This window comes from Coleofasciculus sp. C1-SOL-03 (assembly GCF_040220555.1).
In the GTDB taxonomy this organism is placed as follows: domain Bacteria; phylum Cyanobacteriota; class Cyanobacteriia; order Cyanobacteriales; family Coleofasciculaceae; genus Coleofasciculus.
Genome location: NZ_JAVJUO010000034.1, coordinates 1 through 19836, shown reverse-complemented (window position 1 = coordinate 19836; position 19836 = coordinate 1). Strand labels below are relative to the sequence as shown.

General features: G+C 45.4%; 19 protein-coding genes and 1 pseudogene. 11 read left to right on the top strand and 9 right to left on the bottom strand.

The features are described from left to right. Window positions 1–206: 206 nt before the first annotated feature. From RIE73_RS05545 to RIE73_RS05525, 5 genes are all read right to left on the bottom strand, one after another. The gene (locus RIE73_RS05545) at window positions 207–2153 is read right to left on the bottom strand and encodes an Hsp70 family protein (protein ID WP_446400243.1); all 1947 of its coding nucleotides are present in this window, start codon (window positions 2151–2153) and stop codon (window positions 207–209) included. A gap of 106 nt (window positions 2154–2259) precedes the next feature. Continuing rightward, window positions 2260–3159 (bottom strand): hypothetical protein, encoded by a 900-nt coding sequence (locus RIE73_RS05540; RefSeq protein ID WP_446400242.1) that lies wholly within the window; start codon window positions 3157–3159, stop codon window positions 2260–2262. Window positions 3160–3353: 194 nt separating this feature from the next. Next, window positions 3354–4130, bottom strand: coding sequence for a PEP-CTERM sorting domain-containing protein (locus tag RIE73_RS05535; protein WP_446400241.1), 777 nt, complete (start codon window positions 4128–4130; stop codon window positions 3354–3356). A 288-nt stretch (window positions 4131–4418) separates the two neighbouring features. Beyond that, the gene (locus RIE73_RS05530) at window positions 4419–5228 is read right to left on the bottom strand and encodes a PEP-CTERM sorting domain-containing protein (protein WP_446400240.1); all 810 of its coding nucleotides are present in this window, start codon (window positions 5226–5228) and stop codon (window positions 4419–4421) included. 387 nt (window positions 5229–5615) lie between these two features. Continuing rightward, window positions 5616–6002, bottom strand: coding sequence for a hypothetical protein (locus tag RIE73_RS05525; RefSeq protein ID WP_446400239.1), 387 nt, complete (start codon window positions 6000–6002; stop codon window positions 5616–5618). 177 nt (window positions 6003–6179) lie between these two features. On the opposite strand from RIE73_RS05525, the gene purB reads away from it, so the two are divergent. Then, window positions 6180–7475 (top strand): adenylosuccinate lyase, encoded by a 1296-nt coding sequence (gene purB / locus RIE73_RS05520; protein WP_446400238.1) that lies wholly within the window; start codon window positions 6180–6182, stop codon window positions 7473–7475. A gap of 143 nt (window positions 7476–7618) precedes the next feature. Here the strand turns inward: purB and RIE73_RS05515 are convergent, their stop codons facing one another. The 3 genes from RIE73_RS05515 to RIE73_RS05505 all read right to left on the bottom strand — a co-directional run bounded on the left by RIE73_RS05515 (window position 7619) and on the right by RIE73_RS05505 (window position 9756). Beyond that, complete coding sequence (locus RIE73_RS05515) at window positions 7619–7861, bottom strand: hypothetical protein (protein ID WP_446400237.1); 243 nt, start codon at window positions 7859–7861, stop codon at window positions 7619–7621. A gap of 148 nt (window positions 7862–8009) precedes the next feature. Continuing rightward, the gene (locus RIE73_RS05510; protein ID WP_446400236.1) at window positions 8010–8408 is read right to left on the bottom strand and encodes a hypothetical protein; all 399 of its coding nucleotides are present in this window, start codon (window positions 8406–8408) and stop codon (window positions 8010–8012) included. A 589-nt stretch (window positions 8409–8997) separates the two neighbouring features. Next, a complete protein-coding gene (locus RIE73_RS05505) occupies window positions 8998–9756 on the bottom strand; it encodes a calcium-binding protein (protein WP_446400235.1) in 759 nt (252 codons plus the stop codon). A gap of 672 nt (window positions 9757–10428) precedes the next feature. On the opposite strand from RIE73_RS05505, the gene RIE73_RS05500 reads away from it, so the two are divergent. The 7 genes from RIE73_RS05500 to RIE73_RS05470 all read left to right on the top strand — a co-directional run bounded on the left by RIE73_RS05500 (window position 10429) and on the right by RIE73_RS05470 (window position 17210). Next, window positions 10429–11694: an HMA2 domain-containing protein gene (locus RIE73_RS05500; protein ID WP_446400234.1), complete on the top strand. Its 1266-nt coding sequence runs from the start codon at window positions 10429–10431 to the stop codon at window positions 11692–11694. Between the two features lie 98 nt (window positions 11695–11792). Further along, the gene (locus RIE73_RS05495; RefSeq protein WP_446400233.1) at window positions 11793–14063 is read left to right on the top strand and encodes a heavy metal translocating P-type ATPase; all 2271 of its coding nucleotides are present in this window, start codon (window positions 11793–11795) and stop codon (window positions 14061–14063) included. Between the two features lie 189 nt (window positions 14064–14252). Then, window positions 14253–14549, top strand: coding sequence for a DUF5132 domain-containing protein (locus RIE73_RS05490; RefSeq protein ID WP_446400232.1), 297 nt, complete (start codon window positions 14253–14255; stop codon window positions 14547–14549). An 87-nt stretch (window positions 14550–14636) separates the two neighbouring features. Next, window positions 14637–14924: a DUF5132 domain-containing protein gene (locus RIE73_RS05485; protein ID WP_446396279.1), complete on the top strand. Its 288-nt coding sequence runs from the start codon at window positions 14637–14639 to the stop codon at window positions 14922–14924. A gap of 81 nt (window positions 14925–15005) precedes the next feature. Then, window positions 15006–15587, top strand: coding sequence for an HMA2 domain-containing protein (locus RIE73_RS05480; RefSeq protein ID WP_446400231.1), 582 nt, complete (start codon window positions 15006–15008; stop codon window positions 15585–15587). 448 nt (window positions 15588–16035) lie between these two features. After that, window positions 16036–16815, top strand: a complete 780-nt coding sequence (locus RIE73_RS05475) for an SAM-dependent methyltransferase (RefSeq protein WP_446400230.1) — start codon at window positions 16036–16038, stop codon at window positions 16813–16815. 47 nt (window positions 16816–16862) lie between these two features. Next, complete coding sequence (locus tag RIE73_RS05470) at window positions 16863–17210, top strand: cupin domain-containing protein (RefSeq protein ID WP_446400229.1); 348 nt, start codon at window positions 16863–16865, stop codon at window positions 17208–17210. Between the two features lie 129 nt (window positions 17211–17339). Here RIE73_RS05470 and RIE73_RS05465 read toward each other — a convergent pair whose 3' ends face one another. Continuing rightward, a complete protein-coding gene (locus tag RIE73_RS05465) occupies window positions 17340–18038 on the bottom strand; it encodes a Crp/Fnr family transcriptional regulator (RefSeq protein ID WP_446400228.1) in 699 nt (232 codons plus the stop codon). A 136-nt stretch (window positions 18039–18174) separates the two neighbouring features. Here RIE73_RS05465 and RIE73_RS05460 point away from each other — a divergent pair, with 136 nt between their 5' ends. From RIE73_RS05460 to RIE73_RS05450, 3 genes and pseudogenes are all read left to right on the top strand, one after another. Next, window positions 18175–18666: a hypothetical protein gene (locus RIE73_RS05460; RefSeq protein WP_446400227.1), complete on the top strand. Its 492-nt coding sequence runs from the start codon at window positions 18175–18177 to the stop codon at window positions 18664–18666. A gap of 146 nt (window positions 18667–18812) precedes the next feature. Continuing rightward, a pseudogene (locus tag RIE73_RS05455) lies at window positions 18813–19070 on the top strand (nitric-oxide reductase large subunit); the annotation flags it as partial. A gap of 64 nt (window positions 19071–19134) precedes the next feature. After that, entirely contained in the window at window positions 19135–19392 is a 258-nt protein-coding gene (locus RIE73_RS05450; protein WP_446400226.1) for a hypothetical protein, read from the top strand. The last annotated feature ends 444 nt before the right edge of the window (window positions 19393–19836 follow it).

Sequence of the window (19836 nt, the reverse complement as noted above, 5' to 3'; positions counted from 1 at the left end):
TGGTGAGGAGGGCGGGTTTTGTTGTTCCGTTAATGGTGAGGAGGGCGGGTTTTGTTGTTCCGTTAATGGTGACTAGCTGGATTGATTCCCTAAACCCGCCCCTACAAATTGTCCCTAAACCCGCCCCTACAAATTATCCCTAAACCCGCCCCTACAAATTGTCCCTAAACTCCAAGGAATGCGTGATTATTATTTCCTAGGGTTCTCTACTGAATCAAAATTACCGCCTCTTGCGCCTTCGCGTTGAGTGCTTTCTTCAACTCTCGCCCCACCTTATTAATCAGTTCATCAAACGCTTCCTGATTCTCAATCAGTTGTTCTCGAAACACCTTCTCTAACTCCGGCTTCATTTGCTCACACGTCGAGTTAATCTTATTGTCATTCAACAGAAACTGGCGACTCCAACCAGGAATATCTAACTTTGTCTTAATCGCTTCCTGGGTTTTGCTGCGGGTGATTTCCACACCAGCCGCCAGTACCGAAATCCCATAAATGACTAACAGGGGCCAAGCCAAATGCCCGGTTAAAATTAAGGCAATAATCCCGCCAACCGTTCCCCCACCAATCACGAGATTAACAATTAATAAAACCGTATCCGCCAAGATAGCATCGCCCACGGATATTTCGGGGTTAACCACATCCGGATCAATCCCTTCCTCAAATCGTAAACTACTTCGGGGGATCTGATATCTTTGACAAATTGGATCAGTTTCTACCGACAATTCGGGTTGAATCTTGCTGTTAAACCAGGTGATTGATTGATTTTTGACAATCTGTCGGGCAGATTCAGTTCCATTCTTTCCCAGAGAATCATTCTTAATCCACGCCTCCGCCTTCTGCTTCATCCGAGTTTCTAAGTCGCCTAATGTCCGGATTTTATTCATGCGCCAGTCTTGTAAACTGGGTTTAACGGCGTTTTCAATTAATCCCTGGGATAGCGGTTTAATCAGCAGTTCGATTAACTCAGGAATATGGCGTTCAATAATCGATTTGAGTTTCTGAGAATCAAACCGTTGATCCACTTCTTTTTTAAACGCTTCCGCCCGTAAATCCCAGCGTCCGACTCGTGCTAAGCCTAGGGCGATACACCGTTCGGGTTCAGGATCAGGACGCACTTGGGTGGCGGGTTCGGGGAAAATGTCTTCACAAATCTGACGGGTAAATTGCATCCGTGATGCACCCCCTGTCATTAATATAACTTTTGGAGTTATTCCTTGTTTCGCTAGAGTTTCTTTTGCCTCAATCACTGACTCTCGAAACGATTCCATCCAACTTTTGCCATCCAATTCTGTTAACGGTTGATTCAATATCTCCGTCATGACGGTTTTATTAACTTGGGGGATAAAATAAATCTGTTCGTTAATTGATTCAAAGCCACGGGCAAAGGATTGGGGATGGCTGTAGAGTGGTTCGTTAGCAAAATAATCTTCCTTAGCTTTCCGACTAGCCAAGAGACAACGGGATTTATGATGGGGATATTCCTCAAACACCCATTTTAATAAGGCGGTATCTTCATAGTTCGCCACGGTGCGCTCAAAAATTGCTCGGTCAATCAGGAATGCACCTAAGGTATTGCTACCAAAATCCAGGGGAATTTCATGTAAACTCTTGACTAAGGTAAAATCAGTTGTAGACGAGCCAATATCAATAATCAGTACCGCCGATTTGAGCTTATCATAGTCCAACTTGCCCGCTTCCTTCGCCTGCATAAACGCCGCCCGTGATTCGGGAACCACGCTGAGGCGGGGAATTCCGGCGGCTTTACAGATGGTTTGATAATCGTGGCGATCGCGCTTTGACCAGCCGGATGGACAACCGACGAAAAAATGACTCTTTTCTTCCCCCTCCAGTTGTTTGCTTTTTTGCAAAATATGGTAGTAGGTTTCGAGAAAATGACGAATAGTCTTGCGGTAATCTAGATCCGCATTCGGTTTTTGTTTAAAAGCAATATCCAGTTGAGTTACACCCACTTGAATTAAAGCCTGTTCCCCCACCAAATAACCTAGATCAGGATGCCAGCCTAAGGCGGTAATTTGCACTTTCTTATTATTCACCTCCAGCATTTCTGGGGGATCAATGCTCTCCACTAGCGCTTTAGCCACGGCTGTTTCACCATGCCCTAAATCAAATCCAATGGTCTCTAAAACGTGCATATTATCTGGAATAATAGGAGATAATGGGGACGTGTTTAGGGGTGAAGTACTCTCACTGTGTTCAGAGTTGGTCAAAGAAACTACATCAGTCATAATTAATTATTTATTAACGTCTTGGTTCAATTACCCGTCCCCGCCGCAATAAGCGATCGCCTTTGACTAAAGCGGGCGCAATTGTAATATACTCGTTAGCATTGGGGTTGATACTTGGCTCGAAGTCAAAATACTCCCGATTATTCTTGACATCATCGGGGTGATAGAGTTTGGCTTCAATCCCCTGCTCAACCAAAATTTGGGGTATAAGTTTAGTCAGTTCTAGCGCCATCTGGGGCTTTTCTAGAAATGATGCGCCTATCAACCGTTGTAGCAGATTTAATAGTTCGGGTTGTTCCTCAATTGGATTCGCCTCGACGGTTTTCTTCCCATCTTGGGCTTGAGCAACGGCTAAATCAATGGTGTTAAGCGCCTCGGCTATATTGTCTAACAAGACTTGACTATCGATGCGTAGGGTAAGCTGAGAGGCGGTTGATTCAGGTGTGTCTGTAGGGTTTTCTAGAGAACTTTTATCCAGTTGAGAGACAACCTCAAGCCCAACCAACAACGCCATCAGCAAAATATCTAACCACACTCCGGGCGCGTCGGAACTCAAGTTGAACAGCGAATCCAAGATACCGATACAGAGAAGTCCCTGAAGAACTTTGAGAATCAGGCGTTTGGGAGACAACTGTCTCCCTGGTTTAGCCTCTGACTCCATTTCAGGGGGGGGAACCCGCATCAGGTTGGTTGGATTCGCCGCCGCTAGCGTCGCCACAGACTGGCGCAGTGCATCCAGGAAAAAAGCCGCCAGACGCACTTGAGAGACACTCAGTCCCCCAATGTAACTGCTTTCCAGAGTATTGAGTTGGTTTTGCACCAGCATCACCACCTGTTCTGGATTTGTGGTTTTATCGATCGCGCCTTGCAGTTCCTGCCGTTGTTTGCTAAAAAGCGTGAGTAATGTGGTCATCGCCTATTGTGAGACTATGGCACTGCTTCTAAGTGATACTCTAAAGCAGTTTTTAGTGGTGTGGAATACTCTCCTAACTAAGCTTATCGTTGATGGTTCATCCTCGGTAAACCTCTGGCTGTGAAGTCATCCCAACAACATTGTAGAGACGTGCCATGGCACGTCTCTATACAGAAGCAAAGGTTATGAACTGACTAACGCCGCCGTGACTGTTGTTTCTTGAATAAAGCGCCAAATCCCAATGCCAACCCTGATCCCAGAATCGTCAGGGGTTCAGGGACTGCATCATAAGCGTGGTTATCGCTTTCAAAGGCGATAGTGTCATCCTCACCCCGTTGAGTCAGCACGACTTTATCAAACCATTGCTCTGATCCCTCAGCCGAGAAATTCATGTAAGGATTGTTAGACTCCTCTGTTTGATTCTCTCCCCCAGCACCGGGACCCACTCCCAAACTGACAAAATCATCGGGTGTAAACTGGGCTAAACGTCTATCGCCCCGGAAAAATTCAATTTGATTACTCGAATCCATGGAACCCCAGTGCATCCCCCAATAGTTGGAGGGTTTGGGTAACTGAATCGAGACTTGGTTGATGTCTCCATCATCCTGAGAATTTGTCGGTAGTGACAAGTAAGCTGACGTGTTATTTTGGGTTGGACTGGAAAAGGGAACTGCTCCTTTTGTTGGTACGAGTGTACCACCGTTGTTAATCACTAATGTGTCGTCTGGCGTGTAAGTTGCTCCTTGTTGATTAACAGTATCCACCCTGGTAAAGTCAAGGTCTAGCGCATCATTGAAGTCGATAACCACAGCACCTGGTCTACTGGTAGTCAGTCCCTCACTTCCGGCTGGGCTACCTTTGAGTTCACCGCCCGTTGTAATTGTAAAACCACTGAGAGAAATAACCCCGATCATAGCCGTTGCTGTAGCTGCCACGGTAGTGATGATTGATGCATCCTTATTCATTGTCATAGCTTTATCAAGCTCATCTAGTCTTTATAAAGAGAACTTTATTTGTTCCTCTAGGTAGATGTTAATTTAATAAAGCTGGCTTTTAGGTGAAGCTTCCGTGAAGATAGCCGAATTAATAGCAGGGTTTATATAAAGATTCGGTAAAAGGAGAATTACAGGGCGAAGTCGGAGTCGGACGAAAACTCTGATGTTTATCAATCTGTTGCAGGAATCCACACAACATTGTAGAGACGTTGCATGCAACGTCTCTACACAGAAGCAAAGGTTATGAGATCAGGAGTGAATTAACTAACGCCGCCGTGACTGTTGTTTTTTGAAGATAGCGCCAAATCCTAAAGCCAAGCCGGAACCCAGAATGGTGAGAGGTTCGGGAACCGGACGATAAGCGTGGTTGTCGCTTTCAAAGGCAATACCAGGATTGTTACCCAGTTGAGTCAGTACCACCTCATCAAACCATTCGTCTGAACCGTCAGAAGAGAAATTAACGTAGGGATTGCTCCTGACGCGATCTTGGTTGTTAGGACCGGCTCCGGCTTCTACATCTAGACCCAGAGCTGTTAAATCGTCTGGCGTAAAGGTCGCTAATAGTTGACCATTGCGGAAAAATTCAATCTGGTTAGCGGGAGTGCCAGCACTTACATCATCCATAGAACCCCAGTGCAAACCAAAGTAGTTTGACAGTTTAGGTAAGGTAATAGTGACTTGGTTAGAACCCAAACCTGTATCGGAATTTGTCGGCAGTGAAAGATAGGCTGAAGTGTTTTCAGTACTACCGCTTGGTAGACCTGGGTAGGGAGCGGCCCCTGTCGTTGGTGCAAGAACTCCACCATTATTAATGACTAGGGAATTTCCGGGAAGGTAAGTAGCACCTTGCTGACTCACAGTACTAACGGTTGAATAGGGTGAATCAACTGCATCATTAAAATCGATGACAACAGCATTCGATACAGTAGTGGTTAGTCCTTCAATTCCAGCAGGACTACCTTTAGCTTGACCGCCCGTTGTAATTGAAAAAGCACTGGCGGGATTAACGCTTAACGTAGTCGCAGCGATCACTCCTACTGTAGCTACCATCGATAACTTATGAGTTGATTTCATAATTTTATTAATCTTCTCCAATCTTTGGTGAAAGTGATGTAGATGCTATCCCTTTAGATAAATATTAATCTGATAAAGCTTTACATTTATCAAGTTTTGGTAAAGATTTAGTCGGAAAACTCAGTATTTATATAAAGTTTTTATGAAGACGCAACAAACCTTCTCAAAACTTCACTACGAACCCCCAGCCCGAAAACGGCTCAAAACCTGGCAAATCAAGCGTTGCCGAGAGTTAAAAGGTTAGATAAAGTCACGCCTTCCTTAGTAATTGGCTTAGGTAATTACCGAGGGGTTGGGCAACTGGCGCGATTAGCACCAGCAAAATCCCCGACTTCTCAGGGAAATCGGGGATCTTGTCCTTTGAACCTGAAGGGGTGACAAGGGAGGTTAAGGATTGGCAGGATGTGGGGTGTAGTCAGAATGGCGGATACGTCTCATCACCCAGAACCACCCCCCTCGCAGTACACCCGCCATCGTTTGCGGAGAAATACTAGCCCAGACATTAATCCCCACACAGATACACGCCAACCCTAATAAGATGAACGTGGGCGCCATCACTACCCCAATCATCCACCATGTCCAAACATGGAGAACCATCACCCCAGCCGGAATATAAGCAAGTACAGTCGCTAACCGCACCTGACGTTGAGGGCGCTGGAGTCCCGTCAAAATCATCGTCTGTAGCGTCAGCAGTAAGTTCAGTGGAACTAATCCCCCACAAATCGCCACACAATGGGCGCGGGAGAATTCAAGTATGGAAGTGAGATCAAACATGGAAATATTGCAATAGGTACTTTTGCTAGTTTATCTTGCTTACCCTAAAGATACCTGCCCACAAAGGCTGACTTATCCAACCACGTTACAAAGCTTTTACAATCCAACAGTCAAAAAAAATGGAATAAACCAAAGCACAGTTGTACAATATGACGGTTGTATTGGGCAATACAGGCATTGATCGAGCGCTATACCTTGCCTGAAATGGGCGAACTCTGGACGGATACCTATAAGTTCAAAACCTGGCTACAGGTGGAAATTGCGGTTTGTGAGGCAAAAGCGGAATTGGGTGAGATTCCGGCGGATGCGGTTGCGGAAATTAAGGCGAAGGCAAATTTCGACGCCGATCGCATCTTGGAAATTGAGGCGGAAGTCCGTCATGATATGATCGCATTCCTGACGAATGTGAATGAGTATGTGGGGGATGTGGGGCGCTACATCCACTTGGGATTAACCAGTTCTGATGTTTTAGATACGGCGTTGGCATTACAACTGGTTGCCAGTCTAAATTTAATTGTGGAATGCTTGGAACAACTGATTCAAGCGATTCGCTATCAGGCGCAACAACATCGCTACACGGTAATGATTGGGCGATCGCACGGGATTCATGCCGAACCGATTACCTTTGGCTTTAAGCTGGCTGGGTGGTTGGCGGAAATTCTGCGACACCGCGATCGCTTGGTGAATTTGCGTCACCATATTGCCGTGGGTAAAATTTCCGGTGCAGTGGGAACCTACGCCAATACTGACCCCCGTGTAGAAGCGATCGCGACTCAAAAGCTGGGACTTGATCCAGATATGGCATCAACTCAGGTGATTTCGCGCGATCGTCATGGTGAATTTGTCCAGCAGTTCGCCCTGTTAGGGGCTTCCCTGGAACGCTTTGCGGTAGAAATTCGCAACTTACAACGCACCGATGTCTTAGAAGTTGAGGAATTCTTCGCCAAAGGACAAAAAGGTTCTTCTGCCATGCCCCATAAGCGTAACCCGATTCGGTCTGAACGCCTCAGTGGGATGGCGCGGATTCTCCGGGGTCATGCTGTCGCCGCCTTGGAGAATATGGCACTATGGCACGAACGAGATATTTCTCACTCCTCTGTGGAACGGGTTATCCTGCCAGACACTTGCATTTTGACCCACTTTATGCTTCATGAAATGACTCATTTAGTCAAACACCTATTGGTGTACCCAGAAAACATGAAGCGGAATCTGAATCGGTATGGCGGTGTCATCTTTAGTCAACGAGTGATGTTAACCCTCGTAGAAAAGGGAACCAGTCGAGAAGACGCCTACAGTATTGTTCAGTCTTGCGCTCATCAGGCATGGAATCAACCAGGGGGAAATTTCCGGGAACTCATCGCCCAAGATTCTCGGGTTCAGAGTCAGTTAACAGCGGATGAAATTGAGGACTGTTTTAATCCCCAACATCATTTTCGACACCTCGACGAGATTTATCAACGCTTAGGAATTTGATCACCATGTTCCAAATGTACCGATTTAATCTGTAGGGGCGGGTTTTACTATTATCGTTTCTGACTTAACCCCAATGTAAATAAACCCGCCCCAACCGGGTGATGGTGTGGAGTGTTGTGTCTGGGCGGGTTTGGGACATTTTTTTAGACTTCAGAGTCACTGTAAAAACGCCCGCCTCTAGACAGCGCCGTTGCCAAAGCGATTCCAGGTAAGGTAATCAAGATAGCCCAAGGCGATCGCAACCAGTCTAGCGATGCTTCTTTTTGCTGATCAGACTCAGACTGCTTATATATACAGGATTGGGCGGGATGGGCTGAACTTAGCACCACACCCGTTGCGATCGCACTCGTCGCCAACACAGCCGCTACGACTAATCTAGGTTTCATGATCATGAATCTATAAATCTTCAAAGGAGTTGGCTGGAATCCGTGTTTAAACCCAGCTTGTCTAGATTTTATATCATGTCCGGCTGTGCGAGTTCCCTCCCCTTGACAAGGGGAGGGTTAGGCAGAGGTCAAATCACCTCGCTTGATGTTATCTATCAACGGATACAGATTTTTTGATCGGTCTGTAGTTTACTTCTGTAATCCAGTGAACACCATTGATCTGAATACTTAGATTTAAAAAAATCTCCCACCCTTCACCTAAAAGATTCAATCCCAGTAATTCTCCTTGTTCAAGGCATACACTGCGTTCTTGAAAATTGCTTAAGTTGATACTGTTTCCATTCCAGACTAAAGACTCTAGAAGGACGGATTTCGTACTGTTCCCGACCAGAGAGTGATCCGAGTAGCTAAATGTACCTCTACCCACGCCGCGTATCTCAAACTCATAACGGAGGCAGTCATCTGAACCAAAGTTGGTCTTAATGTTGGCTAAGGGCTGAGAATCACTAGGGACAGCAACGGAAAGGGTTGAGTAATTTTGATTCATTGAAGGTCTACAGGTAAAGGACTATCCTCATGCTTCAGACAACACCCCGTCAATCTTGAGCATTTACTCTTGTATGTATTGCGCTTAGTTAATATTTATAACATTTTGTTTACAATGTGTCTAGTCTTCTCATGAAAATTGCTGATCATCTTCAGAGTATTGGTCAATGAATTAATTTTTAATTGTAAAATTAAGCTTTGGTAAATTTATCTCGGCAAATATATTAAAAAAGGTAAAATTAAGCGGCAAAGGTTTATTTAGAAGCGTAATGCGCTAATCTGAATGAAGAGTGTACATGCAACCTACTTCCACCCAGCGATCTCTCACGCTTGGGTTTCTTGAGTGCCACGGGTTGAGTGTCACTGGGCGCGATCGCGAAATGTCCGATTCATATCATGTATAGCACTACGGGGATACGTTAAGACATCAGTTGATCCCAAGAGGGAACAGGGAACGGGGAACAGAAAAGAATGTCCTAACCTGTTTTGGTACTGCTATACAACGATCCTTGCTGTTTGTGGGTGTAGACATAGACCTGTAGAGACGTTGCATGCAACGTCTCTACAAGGTTGTTCTAGTGTCTTAAACCTCAACTGGAAAACATGGTTAGTTCTGCGCCAAAAATATCCGTTGATTGAGCCGCCACTGTCTGAACATCAACATTATGGATCGTTGCCATAATCGAATGATGAGGTAAAGCAATCATCGTATCATTACCTTGTCCCATCAAAACTACGCCGCGTGGATCTAAGCCACCTAAATCAATTTGGTCTTGATCGGGGTTAAAGTTATTAATCTCACTAAATCCCCTCATTTCTAAGCCAATTGTATCCTGTCCACCGCCCAGCCAGATTGTATTATGACCTCTACCTGCATTAATTAAATCATCACCTGAACCACTATAAATAATGTCATCCCCATCTCCGGTGTTAATCGTGTTTACTCCTTCACCCGCGTAGATGGTATCATCACCAGAGCCAGTGGTAATCGTATCATTGCCAGAGCCACTGTAAATCAGATTATCGCCATCTCCAGCATCAATGACATTGACCCCTTCATTGGCATAAATGGTATCATTGCCATTCCCAGCCGTAATTGTATCAGCAGCCGAACCGCCATAAATCAGATTATTGCCATCTCCAGCATCAATGACATTCAACCCTTCATTGGCATAAATGGTGTCATTACCATCCCCAGCCGTAATTGTATCAGCAACCGAACCACCATAAATTAGATTATCGCCATATATCGCAATAATCCGATTGGTTCCTTCACCACCAAAAATGACATCATCCCTTGATGTGCCTTCTAGCGAATCATCAGCATAGGTTCCAAAAATGTAATTCATCGACTTTCTCCAACTGTGACCTTTGATATTGGGTTATCTCTTGAACATGTATGCTAAGAAGGCAACTTCCCACCCATGCATTCAATTAAAGCTGGCGAAACTTAAATCGCGTCAACCCTCTTTTTGAAGACAATATTTTTTAAGCAGAGTAAAATTGAATTCAATTTTATTTTATAAAAAATTGTCGTGTTTTTTGTGAAGTTTGAATAAAGAAATTATCAAAAGTTTATAAAGTTTTGGTCAAGATGTAAGCTGGTCGGCATTTAAACCTTAATGTCCTAAGTAGCTGGACAAAATTACAGTTGACGGTTGGGATGGGAAGGAACGGAAAGGAACAGTCAAACAGATAATGTATCCCAGAATACAACCAGTGGGTGAATACTCAACTCACGCATCAGCCCACGACTGTTTGGTTAAAGGAAGCAGAGATAGCTGGGGCAAAAAACATTCAACTAGAGCTTATCCGAGCCGTATGACAGCCAAAATCTCAAGCGAGACGCCAATAAATGTATTCCTGTATACATAGAGTATAAGGTTAGGTTAAGAGACTCTCTCACATTCATAATATTTTTTTCAGATAAAAAATCAAAGATAGGGTGTATGCTTAGATATGGAGGTTAACCTGTTCTTAACCAGATAAACTCCACACTACTGTTACGAGGGTCAATGCCAATGGTTGGTGTGGTTTCACCTCGCCCAGAACGGCAGGTCGAAATTTTACATGTTGTTCCAGGTCGTCTAAGACTCCGAGTCTTAGGAGAGGAACCTGGAACCGTATTAAAAGCGGTTACGCCTCACCTGCGAAAGCGGGTCGGCGTGCGAGAGATACGAACCAATGAGCAAATTGGAAGTTTACTCATTACCTTTGATACGAATCAGTTATCCCTAGCTCAGCTATTTGAGAGCCTGCGGGATTTAGGAATTGCTGAAATTAAGCAGCCACAGAGTAAGGAACCCTTAGACTCAGAGGCTTGGAAAAAAGCAGGGACTCAGCTTCAATCCTTCATTCCCTTACTGATTGGACTGTTAACCACCAGGCAACTGGGAATTCAAGGATGGCGGTCAATTCCGGTTTATCTACTGACCGCCAATCTCGTCCGTCAGATTATGCAAAATTTGGATTGGGCAGAAGGGAAGACAGAAGGGAAGACAGAAGAGAAGGCAGAGGGCAGAAGCATGTCCTCGAACGAAGTTAAGGGGCACAAAGCAGACGGAAATAATGCCGATGTAGACGGACAGCATATAACGAAGGCGACCCCTTATGAGCAGAATGGTAAGCCGCCAGCCGTCGCATTCAATACCCATTCAACGGTTGTCTATAGTCTAGTTCATGCAGTTCCTGGACGGATGCGTTTTCGGGTTCCTAAAGTGGCTGAAGATTCAGCCTATCTGCGGCGATTGCAATCGTTAGTGAAAAAAGATGACTGGATTACTCAGATGCGCTGCAACAGCATCGTCGCATCGGTAGTAATGACCTACAACCCGATGCAGGTTTCCGAAGCGGAGGCTGGGTTACATGGCATTAGTCTGATTCAAATCGCCGCTAGTCCTGACTCTAAGGAGCCAGGAAGCGGGGGAACCGGGAAGTTGGGGAGCACAGAGACGGAGGCTCAGAGGGACAGAGAAGCAGAGGAGATGGCAACTGAGCCGGATGTGCCGCCAGCAGACACAAGTTCAGCCGAGCCGAATTCGTTGACTAATTCTGTACCGGACAAGGAAGAAGCAGAGAATCACAACAGTGAGGAGGCTGAGGAGAGTTCTGTTGATCAGGATGTACAACCAGCCAACACCGATGACTCTGTTACTGATACATCAGAACCAACGGAAGACGCTCAACCCGCGATCGCAGCTTCAACGAGTCCTTGGTTGGAATTGAAGTCAGCCGCGCTTTCCACCATTCTCAGATTGATGGCAAAAACGCCAATTGTCGGCGTTTGATCCCGGTTTTGAGTTGTGATTTTCACCCTGGGGAGCGGGTTAGCTCCCGATATTGCTCACCAAAACAAATTGTATTGATAGAAAGAGAGGGTGGTGAAATGAAGCAAGTGCTTTTGACATCTGGCAATGTTTCCCAAAAACAGACAGCCGCCGTGAAATTTAAACAATCACCAACTGTTGTTAAGCAGACAAAGCCAAAAACACGACAGGTTCAGGTAACCTATCGAGTGGTTCACTCCACACCTGGACGAGTGCGGTTTCGGATTGGGCGCATTGCTCATGATTCCAACTATGCTCAACGGCTGCAAAGGCTTTTAGCCGCAGAACCCCAGGTTACATCGGTGCGGTTAAAACCAGCCGCTGCATCGGTGGTGATTTGGTATTTACCCGGTGAACCAGATAGCCAGATGCGTTCCCGGTTAGGGAAACTGATTCAGCTTGCTACCAATGTGGCGCTAACGATCCCAGAGAATACAACTCAGCCAGAGAAGTCACCGGAACCCGGAAATTGGTCTCGATTAAAATTACCGACGTTAGCCACAGTGATTTCTCTGATTAGTGGTCCATTGGGGTTATCGTTCCATCCTGTTATTGTCGGCGGGACAATCGCACTTGCCACAATCCCAGTGGCGCGACGGGCGATCGAAAGTATTACTCAGGAACGCCGATTCAATGTGGACTTTCTGGATCTAACGGCGATTACAATTATTACCGCTCAACGCCACTTCCTCACCTCCTGTAGTATGTTGGGGCTAATTGAACTGGGTGAGGCAATTCGAGAACGCACGGCGCGTTCCTCTCACAGTCAAACCTTAGACTTGCTCAGTTCCTTGGCGCAGGTTGTTTGGGTGGAACGGAATGGCGAAAAACAGCAAATTCCGATTGAACAGGTACAGCCAGAAGATACAGTGATTGTGTATCCGGGGAATCAGATTCCCGTGGATGGGCAGATTCTGCAAGGCAAAGCCCTGATAGATGAGCAAAAACTCACGGGTGAAGCTATGCCGGTGGTGCGAAGTGAGGGGGATAGCGTTTATGCGTCTACGTTGGTACGGGAAGGACAACTGTATATTTTAGCTGAACGCATTGGTGCGGATACGCTGGCGGGGCGAACCCTGAAGTTACTGCAAGATGCCCCGGTTCATGATACCCGTGTGGAAAACTATGCGGCGAAAATTGCCGATCGCATGGTACTGCCGACTTTATTATTAGGGGGGGCTATTTTTGCTCTAACTCGGAATGCGGCGAGGGCGGCGTCGATTTTAACCATTGACTTTGCTACGGGGATTCGCGTATCGGTACCTACTACTGTGATGGCGGCGATGTTAAGTGCAGCCCGTCAAGGAATTCTATTGCGGAGTGGGCGGGCGTTAGAGCAATTGGCGCGAGTGGATGCGATCGTTTTTGATAAGACGGGGACATTGACCCAAGGCGATGTGGCAATGATCGGGATTAAAACCGCTGATCCCGCCATTTCTGAATTAGATGTGCTGCGACTGGCGGCGGCGGCGGAACAACGGATTACCCACCCAGTTGCAGAAGCAGTGATCCGTTATGCCAATTATCAGGAGGTGATTATACCCCAGCGCGGTGAGTGGGATTACCAAGTCGGTTTAGGGATTCAGGCGCAAATTGAAGGACAGGCGGTGTTAGTGGGGAGCGAACGCTTCTTGGTGAAAGAGGGAATTGACCTAGAGTCATTCTATACCGCCCATCCTGAGGTGAAGACAACCGGATATCCGACAATTTATGTGGCAAGTAATGGCAGATTGCTGGGGGTATTGCAATATACCGATCCCTTGCGCCCCGAAAGTGCTGAAGTAATTGCCCTGTTGCGAGATGAGATTGGGGCGGAAATTCATATCCTAACTGGGGACAATTGTCAACGGGCGGCGACTGTGGCGGCTCAATTAAATATTCCTGCCAGTCATACCCACGCCGAAGCCTTCCCCCAACGCAAAGCGGAAGTGGTGCAGCAGTTACATGAAGCGGGGAAAACGGTGGCGTTTGTTGGGGATGGACTGAATGATTCAGCGGCGTTAGCTTATGCTGATGTATCGGTATCCTTCCGGGATGGATCGGATATTGCCCGCGAAACGGCTGATGTGGTGTTGATGCAGAATAACTTGCAGGGTTTAGTCGAAGCCATTGCCATCGCCCGGAGTGCTAAAGAGATTATCCGCCAGAATACCAATATCGTCGCTGTACCCAATTTATCCGGTTTAGCGATCGCGGCGACGGTGGGATTAAATCCGATGACGGCGACTTTAATTAACAATGGCTCTAGTGTGATTGCTGGCGTCAACGGATTACGCCCTGCACTCAAGGGAGATAAAGCGGCGATTGATGTGGAAGCCACGAGTGACTAATTGGAGTTTTTCCGACTGTAGGGGCGGGTTTCACTATTATCTGATGTTGTCACCCGGATGTGACTAAACCCGCCCCATCTCCCCTGACACGACAGAACGTTATCGGTAAAACCCGCCCCTACAACCAGATTCCCCTGTTTCCCTGTTTTCTCAATCTAAAAGTTTTCAATCTACGTTTGGAGGTGTTTTATGAGTTTATTCGATCTCGAAGATTTAGTCGAAGACATTGGCATTCCCGGTGTCCTCATCGGTGTTGGTGCGGTTGTTCTTGCACCAATTTTTGGTCCAGCCTTGGCGAAAGCAGGTAAACCTGTTGCTAAAGCTGCGATTAAAGGTGGCATTGTCTTCTATGAAAAGAGCAAAATTGTCATGGCAGAAGCTGGCGAAGCCTTTGGCGATTTAGTGGCACAAAGTAAGGCAGAACTGGCGACGGAACAAGACGGGACTAGCATTGTCCAAGTGTCCAATCATCCGGAAACGAACTAACACTGTATCCCTAGGATCATGCATTTTCCTGGGTAGGTTGTTAGAATAACAGTTCCGGAAAAGTTTTTTGAATGAAGGAGGTAGATTATGGCTTTTAAAATAACTGATCTGTTTGAAGATCTGGGGGTTCCCGGTGTTGTGGCGGGTATTGGTGCCGTTGTTGCTGCGCCGTTGCTGATTCCGGCTGCTGTCAAGGTGGGGAAACCTGTTGCCAAAGCGATGGTCAAAGGTGGAATTGTCTTTTACGAAAAAGGTAAAGGGATGATCTCAGAATCTGGCGAAGTTTTTGAAGACATCGTGGCAGAAGCGAAGGCAGAATTGGCTGAACAAAAAAGCCAAGCCGAATTGGAACCCGCGCCGAATAGTGAAGGTTAATTTCGATTAACCCTGTAGAGACGCGCCATGGCGCGTCTCTACTACAATTCATGATGCACAATTCATAATTGAGAATTAATTATGATCATCACCAATAATTCTAAAATGCCCAAATTAAGGGAAACTACGCCAGACATCGGTGTTTCACCTATTTATGCTGAACTGATTAGTCAAACACCAGGGCGAGTGCGATTGCGGGTGGCTCCAGAGTATCGCCAATCTCAGGACATTGAACCGCTGATCAATTTATTGAATGAACGTCTAGAGATTTATCGAGTACGAGCTAATATCCACAGTGGCAGTATTACTATTTTTTACGCCCAAGATCACATTAATTTCGAGGGGGTTTGGGCGATTTTGCAGGATTTAGGGGTCACGTTTAGCCAGATTCCCGAACAACAACCGAGACGTTCTGAAAAGGGTCAATCTGATGCGGCGGCTAGTGTAACTTATGCTGTCACTCATCTCAATCGGCGCGTGAGACGGGCAACGGATGGGATAGTTGACATCAGATTTTTGATTCCGCTGGGTTTTAGTGTTTTAGCGATAAGGCAATTAATCGTTAAGGGATTGATGATTGAAGTGATTCCTTGGTATGTTTTAGCTTGGTATTCCTTTGATAGTTTTATTAAGCTGCATTATACCAGCGAAATTCAGGAATAGATAGCCCATTAAGCCTGGAACTAAAGTTCCGGCTAAAAGCTTAAACCCGTTAAAACGGGTTGCAAGATTTACCTAGTAAGCTAAAGCTTGCTTACTCCCATTCCGGCATAAAACTATGGAACTAAAATCTAGCACTGATAAGGATTTCAGCCATTAACATTACCTAATCTTATAGTGGGAAGGGAGTAAGCTTAAAGATAAGAAATTTATTTCCTGGCGTCCAAGTTGGCAATGTGCGGCTTAAATCAGCGCCATTAGCTTTATCGGCTCCAAGCCTCTGTGAGCTTTACGCACCTTGGATAACGCGGTAGCGTCGCTTGCGGTTAGGTGTCGTTTTATCCTTGCGGAGAATTGGTAAATAATCTATTGTCCCTTGAGCTACCTCAAAGACGGAATAGTGAACTTGTGCGATAGTAAAAGTAGCACCAATTCTAAAGAGGTGACCGAAATGATCCAGATCAACCAAGATATCCAGAAAGCCCCTGGACACCAGATTCTAGCAGTAACTGGAAAGAAATATCTCCGTCCTGGAGGGCGCAGTGCTACTGAACAACTACTGGAGTGGGCAGATTTCCAACCTAATGAAACCGTTTTGGAACTAGCCGCAAGTTTTGGCTATAGTGCTATGACCCTAGTCCAACGCTACGGTGTAAAAGTCATCGGCGTTGAGAAAAATCCTGAGAGTGTCCAGAAAGCCCGTGAAAATATTCGTGTAGCAGGATTAGAAAACCAAATCGAAATTGTTGAAGGTGATATCTTTCACTTAGAAACCATCTCAGGACAGTTTGATTATGTCTTAGCAGAAGCTATCCTTTCAATGCAATCTGCTTCGGGTAAAGCGAAAGTTTTGCAAGGGATTAGTCAAAAGCTCAAACCAGGAGGTCAATTCCTTTCCCATGAACTTCTAGCCAAAGCCAAAGAAGCCCAAATTCATGCCGATTTAGCACGGGTAATTCGTACTAACACTACTCCGATTTCCGAAATTGGATGGTTAGAACTCTGTGAAACTGCGGGATTGCAGGTGCAGCAGTACCAAACCGGGGCAATGGGTTTACTGAGTACGCAGCAAATGATTGTGGATGAAGGTTTAGTTAATACCCTCAAGATTGCGTGGAATGTTTTTACTCAACCTCCTATTCGTCAACGGGTGTTGCAGATGCGAGACATCTTTGAGAAGTATCGTGACGAATTAGGTTACATTATTCTCTGTGCCACGTCTAGAAACTAACTATCCGAATCTAATCAGATACTGAAAAAAGTAGAGAAATCATCACCATGACCCAAGAAAATAATCAACTAAGCCAATCCTTTACTCTCAATTTCCCAGATAGAATCGAATATCCCCAGGAGGGAATTATCACTAAAGTCTTATTCAAAGACCAAAACTGCCAATATAGTTTATTTTGCTTGAGTGCCGGAACAGACATTTCTGAACATAAGTCCCCTCGCAATGCAACAGTTAATGTTTTGGCGGGAAAAGGAACTTTAACTTTGGAAGGGAAAGAGATTGCCCTTGCTCCAGGGGTGTTTGTCTTAATGACAGCCAATGCAAAGCACGCTCTCAAAGCTGAGGAAAACCTGGCGTTTCTTCTCACTCTCTCAGAAAATCCCCAGCCCAATTAGATTGGGTTTTTGGATTTGAAAAATCAGTATAACTTCCTTAATAGCCTAAATTTAGGACATTTAATTAAACCATAGCGTCAACTGTTGAGTCGTCAATGCTCGTCACTGTGACTTAAATCCTAAACAAAACTAGGAATAGTCTCCCTGAGCGATCGCGTCCAACTTATCTCGATCTAAGATAATAATCTTCCCTCCTCGCTGATAACTCAGTACCAACTTCAGACTCCTTACTAAACGGACACATTCTTCGTAGCTAATTCCAATACTACGGGCTAAACGATAGTAAGGGAGCTTCATCTTGAGCTTTTGACTCCCTGGGTTTACTTCTACGCCATACTGGTCAGCAAAATGTTGAATGAAACGAGCTAACCGAACAATTGCTCGTTCAGAAATTAAACCGTGTACGGTGTCATGAAGTTCTTGCAGTCGGGTGTTAAACACCGCCAACATCAGCAGGGCAATTTCCGGGTGTTCCTGAATTGTGGCAAGTAAAGCAGATCTCTCTACAGTGAGAATTTCACAATCGGATTGTGCGGTTACCGTCGCTGGTGCAATTGGGCTTCCCACCAAAGCAGGAGCAGCAAATATCTCTCCAGTTGTCAATACCCGAAGTACAGTTTCTTTGCCAGTGGTGGCAATTTTAGTCACTTGCAGGGAACCTATTAGTAAGCTATACAATTGTGGAGCTAAGTCATCCCCTTCGTGCAAAATAATTTCTCCCTTTTGGTAGAAGTATATCTGAGTATAAGGCTGTAACTTTTGATGTTGTTCATTATTTAATGTGGCAAACAACTGAATTTGTGAAAGTTGGTCAAGGGTTGCTAGCATTTTAATTCACCAGTAAAACGGATTCTCGATACCTGGACTTTAGCACCTATTTATCCCTCTATGAGCTACCTCATAGAACCCAGAATCATCTTTTGAGGATAATCATCTCATAGTATTTAAGATAATCATGACAACTATGCCTTCTACAGTATCAGTCTTTTCTCAACACTTAGGAATTAGTGAAAATCAAGTCAATAAGATTTTGTCTCAGTCCCTCGCTGACTGTCTCAAATCCCCAGAACTCCAACAACTATTGGAGAGTCTAGATATCCGCAAACTTAAAGAGACTTTACCCACTGCGGGCGCAGTCTTACAAAAACGCCTACCCCCCTTCTATGATTGGCTAAAAAATGAATTGGGCGTGGCGCGAGTTCCTGATTCCCCAGACCATACCACTACTTGGGTCATTGGCTTTCTCAACCACACAGAAACCTTAAATCATTTGGTTAAACTCCATCGACCTGTCCCTCCCTCGGCAGTAGAAGCATCAGTTCCCCGCTTAGTGGCAACCTTTGATGGAGTGGAAGATGAGGCAATTCGCCAGGAATGGCAAAAAGCTATTGCTGCGCTCTGTGTTCCCTTAGTGGTGGATGCGCGTCAGCGAGAAACTGCTACCAATCCAGTTTAGAATCTGACTGGGAAGCTTTCTCTGGAAATCTTTCTCTGTAAAGCTTCTAGGTTCATGGTTTAGCCAAATCCCCAGGAAAATATACATTAGCAAAAACTGGATTTAAAAACAAGTTTCGTTATGACTGACTCGACTCTTCCTAATATTGGTTCAAAAATGATAGCCAAATCCACAATGTCACAGCGTTTTTCACTTGGACAGCTTGGGCTGCGGTGGCAAATCGCCCTAATGCACCTTTTTCCTACACTGCCAATTGGCCCCATGATGATTTGGTAGGAAATCAACCTCCGGGACAGTTTTTGGTCTGGTCGATTGTTTCTGTGATTACGCTAATTGCTGGCATTGGGATTTTTCTCTTTGTCTATCTGACTCAAGAAGAATTAGAAGAAGTTCAACCTGTTCCTTGTCTTGTACTATTCTCAGGGGCTGAATATTTCGTTTTGGTCGATTAACATTGGGTTGGCAGTGATGATGATTTTCGGTTTGATTCCCAATGGCTTTTATCAGTTGACGGAATCAGTGAATCAGGGGACTTGGTATGCTCGCAGTGTGGAGGTGATTACAAGTCCTTGGATGAAGTGGACAGTGTGGCTACGGATTCCGGGGGATATCATCTTTGCTTTGGGAGCTTTGACAATGTTTTTGTTTACGATTCGTGCAGTGCTTGCTATTTTTCGTTTTCCTGTACCGGAACAAATAGGACAACTGCAAGACTCTGAATCTTAAGCGATCGCAAACTTTGGAAGGGCGGGTTTTGTACGAAAGTTATCGGTTATGTTTTGATAGGTTAGTTCCTAAACCCGCCCCTACAGATTGGGTTTACGATAACGCGATTAATTTAGTCCTTACCTTGCGGACTTTGTTTGTGTAGCTGCGATTTCCAATCGCAAACTTTGGAAGGGCGGGTTTTGTACGAAAGTTATCGGTTATGTTTTGATAGGTTAGTCCCTAAACCCGCCCCTACAGATTGGGTTTACGATAACGCGATTAATTTAGTCCTTACCTTGCGGACTTTGTTTGTGTAGCTGCGATTTCCAATCGCAAACTTTGGGAGGGCGGGTTTTGTACGAAAGTTATCGGTTATGTTTTGATAGGTTAGTTCCTAAACCCGCCCCTACAGATTGGGTTTACGATAACGCGATTAATTTAGTCCTTACCTTGCGGACTTTG

Coding starts and splice junctions, on each gene's coding strand:
- RIE73_RS05545 (WP_446400243.1), bottom strand. CDS start 2,153: ATGCACGTTTTAGAGACCATTGGATTTGATTTAGGGCATGGTGAAACA.
- RIE73_RS05540 (WP_446400242.1), bottom strand. CDS start 3,159: ATGACCACATTACTCACGCTTTTTAGCAAACAACGGCAGGAACTGCAA.
- RIE73_RS05535 (WP_446400241.1), bottom strand. CDS start 4,130: ATGACAATGAATAAGGATGCATCAATCATCACTACCGTGGCAGCTACA.
- RIE73_RS05530 (WP_446400240.1), bottom strand. CDS start 5,228: ATGAAATCAACTCATAAGTTATCGATGGTAGCTACAGTAGGAGTGATC.
- RIE73_RS05525 (WP_446400239.1), bottom strand. CDS start 6,002: ATGTTTGATCTCACTTCCATACTTGAATTCTCCCGCGCCCATTGTGTG.
- RIE73_RS05515 (WP_446400237.1), bottom strand. CDS start 7,861: ATGAAACCTAGATTAGTCGTAGCGGCTGTGTTGGCGACGAGTGCGATC.
- RIE73_RS05510 (WP_446400236.1), bottom strand. CDS start 8,408: ATGAATCAAAATTACTCAACCCTTTCCGTTGCTGTCCCTAGTGATTCT.
- RIE73_RS05505 (WP_446400235.1), bottom strand. CDS start 9,756: ATGAATTACATTTTTGGAACCTATGCTGATGATTCGCTAGAAGGCACA.
- RIE73_RS05500 (WP_446400234.1), top strand. CDS start 10,429: ATGGTTGGTGTGGTTTCACCTCGCCCAGAACGGCAGGTCGAAATTTTA.
- RIE73_RS05495 (WP_446400233.1), top strand. CDS start 11,793: ATGAAGCAAGTGCTTTTGACATCTGGCAATGTTTCCCAAAAACAGACA.
- RIE73_RS05490 (WP_446400232.1), top strand. CDS start 14,253: ATGAGTTTATTCGATCTCGAAGATTTAGTCGAAGACATTGGCATTCCC.
- RIE73_RS05485 (WP_446396279.1), top strand. CDS start 14,637: ATGGCTTTTAAAATAACTGATCTGTTTGAAGATCTGGGGGTTCCCGGT.
- RIE73_RS05480 (WP_446400231.1), top strand. CDS start 15,006: ATGATCATCACCAATAATTCTAAAATGCCCAAATTAAGGGAAACTACG.
- RIE73_RS05475 (WP_446400230.1), top strand. CDS start 16,036: ATGATCCAGATCAACCAAGATATCCAGAAAGCCCCTGGACACCAGATT.
- RIE73_RS05470 (WP_446400229.1), top strand. CDS start 16,863: ATGACCCAAGAAAATAATCAACTAAGCCAATCCTTTACTCTCAATTTC.
- RIE73_RS05465 (WP_446400228.1), bottom strand. CDS start 18,038: ATGCTAGCAACCCTTGACCAACTTTCACAAATTCAGTTGTTTGCCACA.
- RIE73_RS05460 (WP_446400227.1), top strand. CDS start 18,175: ATGCCTTCTACAGTATCAGTCTTTTCTCAACACTTAGGAATTAGTGAA.
- RIE73_RS05450 (WP_446400226.1), top strand. CDS start 19,135: ATGATGATTTTCGGTTTGATTCCCAATGGCTTTTATCAGTTGACGGAA.